The sequence below is a fragment of the Dickeya sp. NCPPB 3274 genome (assembly GCF_000406205.1).
Classification (GTDB): domain Bacteria; phylum Pseudomonadota; class Gammaproteobacteria; order Enterobacterales; family Enterobacteriaceae; genus Dickeya; species Dickeya fangzhongdai.
Genome location: NZ_CM001979.1, coordinates 822,841 through 829,068, shown reverse-complemented (window position 1 = coordinate 829,068; position 6,228 = coordinate 822,841). Strand labels below are relative to the sequence as shown.

5 protein-coding genes are annotated in these 6,228 nt (G+C 63.4%); all 5 read right to left on the bottom strand.

Annotated features, from left to right (window positions below):
* Positions 1 to 228: 228 nt before the first annotated feature.
* From iolB to DXX3274_RS04420, 5 genes are read right to left on the bottom strand one after another with little or no spacing between them, the layout of a single operon-like run.
* Positions 229 to 1,056, bottom strand: coding sequence for a 5-deoxy-glucuronate isomerase (gene iolB / locus DXX3274_RS04440; protein WP_042858790.1), 828 nt, complete (start codon positions 1,054 to 1,056; stop codon positions 229 to 231).
* 24 nt (positions 1,057 to 1,080) lie between these two features.
* A complete protein-coding gene (gene iolE / locus DXX3274_RS04435) occupies positions 1,081 to 1,971 on the bottom strand; it encodes a myo-inosose-2 dehydratase (RefSeq protein WP_042858789.1) in 891 nt (296 codons plus the stop codon).
* A 28-nt stretch (positions 1,972 to 1,999) separates the two neighbouring features.
* Positions 2,000 to 3,964 carry a 5-dehydro-2-deoxygluconokinase gene (iolC, locus tag DXX3274_RS04430; RefSeq protein ID WP_042858787.1) on the bottom strand — a complete coding sequence of 655 codons (1,965 nt, stop codon included), beginning with the start codon at positions 3,962 to 3,964 and terminating at the stop codon, positions 2,000 to 2,002.
* Positions 3,965 to 4,018: 54 nt separating this feature from the next.
* Entirely contained in the window at positions 4,019 to 5,167 is a 1,149-nt protein-coding gene (locus DXX3274_RS04425; protein ID WP_042858786.1) for a Gfo/Idh/MocA family protein, read from the bottom strand.
* Positions 5,168 to 5,184: 17 nt separating this feature from the next.
* A complete protein-coding gene (locus DXX3274_RS04420; protein ID WP_042861876.1) occupies positions 5,185 to 6,219 on the bottom strand; it encodes an ABC transporter permease in 1,035 nt (344 codons plus the stop codon).
* Between the last annotated feature and the right edge of the window lie 9 nt (positions 6,220 to 6,228).

Below are 6,228 nucleotides of genomic sequence, written 5' to 3'. Positions count from 1 at the left end.
CCGCGAAGGCGAACGCCGAAGGGACCGCGAAGCGGCGCAGTTTAGCCACCAGCCAGTGGTCAAGGAGAGGCGGCGCTGAGCCTCTCCTTGTCGTGCGTGCGATGAAATGGCAAAGAAACGGCTCTGTTCATTCCGCACGAAACCATTCACTGCCCAGACAGACTTCACCATACCAAACAACATGACCAGTTGGGTTGGCAACCCGGTTTTATCTGCACGATAAAAACCTCACCCGCTGTGTTTTGCCGCGTATTCCGCGCTGTTCACCCACTGGTGATCCTGCTCCCAGCTAAAACGCCACTGGCGCACCGGCCCGGCCATCACGTTGAGGTAGTAGCTGTCGTAGCCCGCCAGCGTCGCCACCGGATGATAACCGCGCGGCACCATTACCACGTCCCGGTCATACACCGCCATGCATTCGTCCAGCGAGCGATCCTCGGTATAGACCCGTTGCAGGCAGAAACCCTGCGGCGGGTTGAGCCGGTGATAGTAGGTTTCTTCCAGATACGTTTCCTGCGGTGGGTTGTCCACATCGTGCTTGTGGCTGGGGTAAGAACTGGTGCAGCCCTCGTCGGTGTAGACCTCGACCACCAGCAGACTATCCGCCACCTTGTCCTCCGGCAGGATGTTGTGCACAAAACGGCGATTGCGCCCGCTGCCGCGCGCTTGCGCACCGATATCCTGCGGGGCGATCAACCGGGTGGGATGGTTGCTCCACCCCGGCGCGGCGCATACCGCCAGTTCCAGCGGCGTATCGGCGGTGACGGTCACCGTTTCCCCCGGCGTGACGTACACCGCCCAGGGCTTCTTGCGCTCGAACGGGTTCATGCGATCGCCGATATGCTCAAACCGCGCCTGCGGCGTTGCCACTGTCGCCCGACCGCCCACCAACACCAGGCAGCGCTCCTCGGCCACCGCCGGCAGCGCCAGCGTCGCCCCGGTCGACAACTGGTAAACCTCAAACCCGACATAACGCCAGCCCGCGCGAGCCGGGGTAATCTGCTGGATGCGGCCTTGCTTATCCGGCGCATGATAACGGGACAGTAATTCAGACATCGCCCACCTCCCTGCCTGCAACAGTTAGATCAGACCCGCGTCGCGGGCAAACCGCTGCAGATTGTTGAACCCCAGCGTGGCGTAAGTCAGCGGATGCGCCACCGCCGGGTCCTGTTCGGCCTCCACCACCAGCCAGCCCTGATAATCATGCGCTTTCAGCAGCCGGAATAGCGACGGATAATCGACGCAACCGTCGCCCGGCACGGTGAACACGCCGCTCAATACCGCATCCAGGAAGCTGGTTTTGCGGTTTTTCACCTCTTTCAGCACCTCGGGACGAATGTCTTTACAGTGCACATGGTTGATACGTTGCACCCAGCGCTGCGCCACCGCCAGCGGGTCGGCGCCGGCAAAGGTCAGGTGACCGGTATCCAGCAGCAGACCTACTTCCGGCCCGGTGTGGGTCATCAGTTGATCCACGTCGTCGGCGGTTTCAATCACGGTGCCCATATGGTGGTGATAGGCTATCTGCACGCCCTGCTGCTGGGTATAGCGGGCGAATTCGCTAAGCTTGTCGCCGTATTCCTGCCAGCGCGCCGCCGGAAAACGCGGGCGCAGATGCACCGGCGTACGCTGCTCGCCATGCACCGCGCCGGTCACTTCGGCGAACACCAACACGGTGGCGCCCAGCTCGCGCAGCAGGTTGAGGTGATCCTGCACCGCGGCGATCTCGTCTTTTACCGAACGGGTCAGCAACTGGCCGGAATACCAGCCGGAAACCAGACTCAGCCCGTGTTTTTTCAGAATCGGCCCCAGCACGCCGGACTGACGCGGGAACTTGTTGCCCAGTTCGAACCCGGCGAAACCGGCCTGACGCCCTTCGCTCAGGCAGGTTTCCAGCGGAGTTTCCGCCCCCAGCGACGGCAGGTCGTCATTGGTCCAGGTCAGCGGATTGATACCCAGTTGAACAGTCATTCTCGATTCCCTCTCATAATAAATGGATTTAGCCGCGTTGACGCCACAGGGCGATCAGCTGCAGGTAGTTATCTTTGACGTCGGCGATCAGTTGCCGATCGTCGATATCGCCGCGCAGCCACTGCTGCGCCGGCTGCGCAAACAGCGTGCGCCCCACCGCGAACCCTTTCACCACCGGTTGGCCGGCGGCGGCGTTGAACCCCTGACGTAATATTTCGATCGGCGCGTCCAGCCCGAGGATCACCACGCCGCGGCAGTGAGGATCGCGCTCTGCCAGCAATCGCTCCAGCCGTTGCCAGCCGTCGGCGGACAGCGGCGGCAGTTTCCACCAGTCCGGCCGGACGCCAATGTTGTAGAAACGCTGGATCGCCCGCAGGTAAAGGTCATCGCTGCGCGGCATGTCGGCAGGCAGAATCACCTCCAGCAGCAGTTCGTGGCCGGACTGGCAGCAGGCGCGATACACCTCGCTCACCTGCCGTTCCTGCGCCAGCCGCAACTGGCTGTCGTCTTCCGGGTGGAAAAACACCAGACACTTCACCACATGCTCCAGCGGCCAGCTCACCAGTTGCGAGCCGATGTTGCCGTGCTCCAGCGTCAGCGGGCGCGAGCCCGGCAACTCGATCGGACGACCGATCCACCAGCCTTGCCCGGTAATGGTATTGAGCGCGTCCTGCCCGAAGGTGCCGTCGCACAATAATCCGGCTTTGCCGGGCGATAATCCGGCCTTGCCGGACGGCAATCCGGCTTTACCTGATGATGATCCGGCGCTCTGCAGCCCGGCCTGCTGCGCCGCCTGCTGGCTGGCCTGAAGAATCAACTGCTTAAGCGCCGGGATCCGGCTGCGATCGGCGCCGCAGGCCAGCGCCATCTCCTCCAGTTGGCTACGGTGATCAAAGGCGATCACGCACAGTTCTTCCCAGCGCTGACGGCGGGTGGTGACGCGATGTAAATGGTTCAGTTCCGGGTCCAGATCCGGCCGCGGCACCGCCTCGGCGCGCGCCAGATAGTTATCCAGTTCAATGCGGCTCGGCATCGCCGGGGCGCAGCCGTGGCGAGACACCACCAGCGCGCCGCAGGCATTGGCGTAGGCGCAGGCTTTCTCCCAGCCTTCGCCGCTCAGGTAGCCACGCAGCAGGCCGGACATAAAGGCGTCGCCCGCCCCCAACACGTTGAGCACCTCGACGCGCACGCCTTTGACGGTAATGCCCTCATCCAACGACGCCGGAATGTCGCCGGTGAACACCGAACAACCGAGCGGGCCGCGCTTGCACACCAGCTCCGCCGCGGTATGCGTCCGCACCTGACGCAGCGCCTGCAGGGTGTCGGTGCTGCCGCCGGCGATATGAAACTCCTCTTCGGTACCGACGATCAGATCGAACAGGTTCAGCACCTGTTGCAGTTGCGCCGTTACCGCCGTTGATTCGATGAAACGGGTTTCGCCGTCGCCTAACGAGGTCAGCCCCCACAGCACCGGCCGGTAGTCGATATCCAGCACCGTTTTCACGCCGTGGCGACGAGCGTAACGCAGCGCGGTCAGCACCGCCTCGCGGGTGTTCGGGTGCGACAGATGGGTGCCGGTGATCGCCAGGCAGCGCGACGAGGCGATGTAATCCTCGCTGACGTCTTCCGGCGTGATCGCCATATCGGCGCAGTTATCGCGGTAGAAGATCAACGGGAAGGTTTCCCGATCCTTGATGCCGAGCAGCACCAGCGCGGTCAGGCGCGTCGGATCGGTTATCAGGTGGCTGGTGTCGCAGCCGACCTGCTGCAACTCTTCGCGCAGAAAGCGCCCCATGTGCTCGTCGCCCACCCGCGCCAGCATTGAGGAACGCAGGCCCTGCCGGGCGGTGCCGTAGGCCACGTTACCGGAAGATCCGCCCAGATATTTGGCGAAGCTGCCCATGTCTTCCAGACGCGCGCCGATCTGTTGACCGTACAGGTCCACCGCCACGCGCCCCATGCAAATCACATCAAACTGCTTTTCCGTACTCATAACGCCCATTCCTGTCAGTCAAAAAAGGAAATCGACAACACGTCGGCACGACCGTTATCCCGCTTCATGCACTGTCACCTCATGTACCGCCACCCAGCGTGCGGCCTGATGCGACAGCACAATGGCGTCCAGCACCCGGGAGACGCGCCAGCCTTCGTCAAAATCGGGCCACAGCGGACTCCCGGCGGCGATGCCGTCGATCAGGTCTCGCACCTCGACGGTTTTCTGATCGTTAAAACCGAAACCGTGCCCGGCGCTGGCGCAGAACGCGGCGTACTCCGGGTGCTGCGGCCCGATCAGCAAGGTCTGAAACCCCTGTCGGTTGACCGGGTCGTCATGCCGGTACAGTTTTAGTTCCGCCATGCGTTCCTGAGTAAAACTGATGGCGCCGCGGGTGCCGGTGATGACATAACTCAGCCCCATCTTGCGTCCGCACGCCACCCTTGACGCCTCGATCACCCCGCGCGCGCCGCTGGCGAACCGCACCATCGCGTGCGCCTGATCCTCGTTCTCCACCGTCACCCGGTCGGCGCTGCCCGCGCTCACCGGCCGCTGCGGCACCACCGTCTGCAGATCGCCGCACACCTCGGTGATGTCGCCCACCAGGTAGTGCGCCATATTGACGATGTGCGCGCCCACATCGCCCAGCGCGCCCAGCCCGGCGGTGTGCCGGAAGCAATGCCAATCCGCCGGTTTGCGCGGGTCGGCCAGATAGTCTTCGTTGTGGGTGCCGTAGAAATGGGTCACCTCGCCGATCTCGCCGCGCGCGATGATCTCTTTCGCCAGCTGCGCCGCCGGGTTCTTCATGTAGTTGAACCCCACCAGCGTTTTCACCCCGGCCTGACGGGCGGCGTCCGCCATCGCACGCGCGTCGGCGGCATTGAGCGCCAGCGGCTTTTCCGAATAGACGTGCTTGCCGTGGCGAATCGCCGCCATCGCCATTTCCTGATGCAGAAAATTAGGCGCGCAGATATCCACCACGTCGATAGCCGGGTCGGCCACCAGTTGATGCCAGTCGCTGGTGAAACGGGCGAAGCCCAGTTCCCGCGCCCGCTGCTTTGCCAGCTCCGGCGAGACTTCCGCCAGCATCTCGCACACCAGTTGCCCCTTGAGCGGGTACACCACCGGCGCTTGCGCATAGGCGATGGCGTGGGCGCGGCCGATGTAGCCGGTGCCGATCAAACCAATTCGAACCTGTTTCATGCCTGTCGCTCCCTGTGTCAGATAGCGCCGCGCCGGCTTTTAGCGTAGGTATCGAACGCTACCGCCAGCACGATGATGAGACCGGTGATGATCTGCTGGTAGTAGGCCGAGACGTTCATCAGCACCAGCCCGTTAATCAGGATCCCCATGATGACCGAGCCGATGATGGTGCCGCTGATGCGCCCGTAACCGCCCATCAGCGAGGTGCCGCCAATCACCACCGAGGCGATCACCCGCAGTTCGAACGAGATGCCCGCCACCGCTTCGGCGCTGCCCAGCCGGGCGCTGAGAATGAACCCCGCCAGACCGGCCAGCGCGCCGATCACCACATAGACGCTGACCAGTACCCGCTGCACGTTGACCCCGGCCAGCCGCGCCGCCTCGGTATTGCCGCCGATGGCGTAGACGAAGCGCCCCCAGCGGGTTTTATGCAGCGCCAGCCAGCCTACCAGCGCCACCAGCGCGAAGATCCAGATCGGGATGGAGATGCCGAGCAGCTCGCCACGCCCCCACCAGCGGTAACCGGGGTCAAACCCGGCGATGGGCGCGCCGTCGTTGACAACCAGCGTCAGGCCGCGCCAGATGGTCATGCCGCCCAGCGTGACGATGAACGGCGACAACCGCAGACGGGTAACGCCCAGTCCGTGCAGGAAACCGATAACGGTGCCCATCGCCAGACAGATGCCAAGCCCTACCAGCCAGCTCATGCCGCCCCAGGCCTGAGCGTCGACGGTGGTGAAGTTATCGCCTTTGATCACGTAGGCGGCGGTCATGGCGCACACCGCCAGAATCGACCCGACCGACAGGTCGATGCCCGCGGTCAGGATCACGAAGGTCATCCCCACCGCCATGATGCCGTAGATGGACACCTCGGTGAGGATGTTGGTGATGTTGCGTTCGGTCAGGAAGTTGCTGTTCTGCGACTGGAAAAAGATCAGCAGCAGGATCATGAAAATGAACACCCCGAAACGCTCGAAAAAGGCGATCGGGTCGATGCGTCCCCGGCCGTTAGCCGGCGCCGGCAGTTTGGTACGGGATAAGGGTTGCTGCATGCTCATGGT

Excerpts from the sequence above, each read along its gene's own strand:
- iolB (WP_042858790.1), bottom strand. The coding sequence starts at position 1,056 with ATGTCTGAATTACTGTCCCGTTATCATGCGCCGGATAAGCAAGGCCGC.
- iolE (WP_042858789.1), bottom strand. The coding sequence starts at position 1,971 with ATGACTGTTCAACTGGGTATCAATCCGCTGACCTGGACCAATGACGAC.
- iolC (WP_042858787.1), bottom strand. The coding sequence starts at position 3,964 with ATGAGTACGGAAAAGCAGTTTGATGTGATTTGCATGGGGCGCGTGGCG.
- DXX3274_RS04425 (WP_042858786.1), bottom strand. The coding sequence starts at position 5,167 with ATGAAACAGGTTCGAATTGGTTTGATCGGCACCGGCTACATCGGCCGC.
- DXX3274_RS04420 (WP_042861876.1), bottom strand. The coding sequence starts at position 6,219 with ATGCAGCAACCCTTATCCCGTACCAAACTGCCGGCGCCGGCTAACGGC.